This is a genomic window from Methylobacterium frigidaeris, from assembly GCF_022179185.1.
In the GTDB taxonomy this organism is placed as follows: domain Bacteria; phylum Pseudomonadota; class Alphaproteobacteria; order Rhizobiales; family Beijerinckiaceae; genus Methylobacterium; species Methylobacterium frigidaeris.
Window position 1 is genome coordinate 1 of sequence record NZ_BPQJ01000265.1, and the last position, 254, is coordinate 254.

1 pseudogene is annotated in these 254 nt (G+C 68.5%); it reads left to right on the forward strand.

Annotation, left to right across the window (positions count from 1 at the left end):
- A pseudogene (locus tag MFF64_RS37095) lies at positions 1-254 on the forward strand (PrkA family serine protein kinase); the annotation flags it as partial.

Genomic DNA, 254 nt, shown 5'->3' on the forward strand with positions numbered 1-254 from the left:
GAAGGCCCTGATGGAGGTCCACCCGGTCTACGTGCTCAAGGCCGGGGACGAGGTCTCGCCGGTGTTCGAGAGCCCGCTCGGGCTGTTCGATCCCGAGACGATGGGCGACGAGATCCAGAAGCGCTACGGCGTCCCGCGCCGGCGGCTCACCGGGCTGATGAGCCCCTGGGCGCTCAAGCGCCTCGACGAGTTCAACGGCGACATCTCGCGCTTCACGGTGATCAAGGTCCGGCCGTCGCGGCTGCGTCAGATCG